The sequence below is a fragment of the Acetomicrobium sp. S15 = DSM 107314 genome (genome assembly GCF_016125955.1).
GTDB classification, from domain to species: Bacteria; Synergistota; Synergistia; order Synergistales; family Thermosynergistaceae; genus Thermosynergistes; species Thermosynergistes pyruvativorans.
This window is the reverse complement of record NZ_JADEVE010000434.1, coordinates 1-269: the sequence shown is the minus strand read 5'-3', so window position 1 is coordinate 269 and position 269 is coordinate 1. Positions and strand designations below refer to the sequence as shown.

Here is a 269-nt window from a genome sequence, read left to right as displayed (position 1 = left end):
TGGCGTATAGACTTCTTGGCGCGCTCCAAAAGATAGAGACAGCTTCTCTTTTGAAACAGCTCGCTCTCTGGGCTATTGATGTACTTCGCGCCCTCGCCCACCACGAGCCTGCCTCCAAACGCCACAAGTTTGCCGGAGACAGCTACAAAGACCCGGTTCGGGGCGTGCAGATAACCGGCGGCAGCACGTCCGTTCGAAATCTCTTTGTCCCTTTGAGGAAACTCGCGGCGGCAGCGAGAACTATGCTCGTTAGAGCCGCAGCGCAGTCG

At 57.2% G+C, this 269-nt stretch carries 1 protein-coding gene; it reads right to left on the bottom strand.

The features are described 5' to 3' along the window. Positions 1 to 170: hypothetical protein (locus tag EZM41_RS14115; protein ID WP_446697855.1), on the bottom strand; the 170-nt coding region annotated here is incomplete at its 3' end. Positions 171 to 269 lie beyond the last annotated feature (99 nt).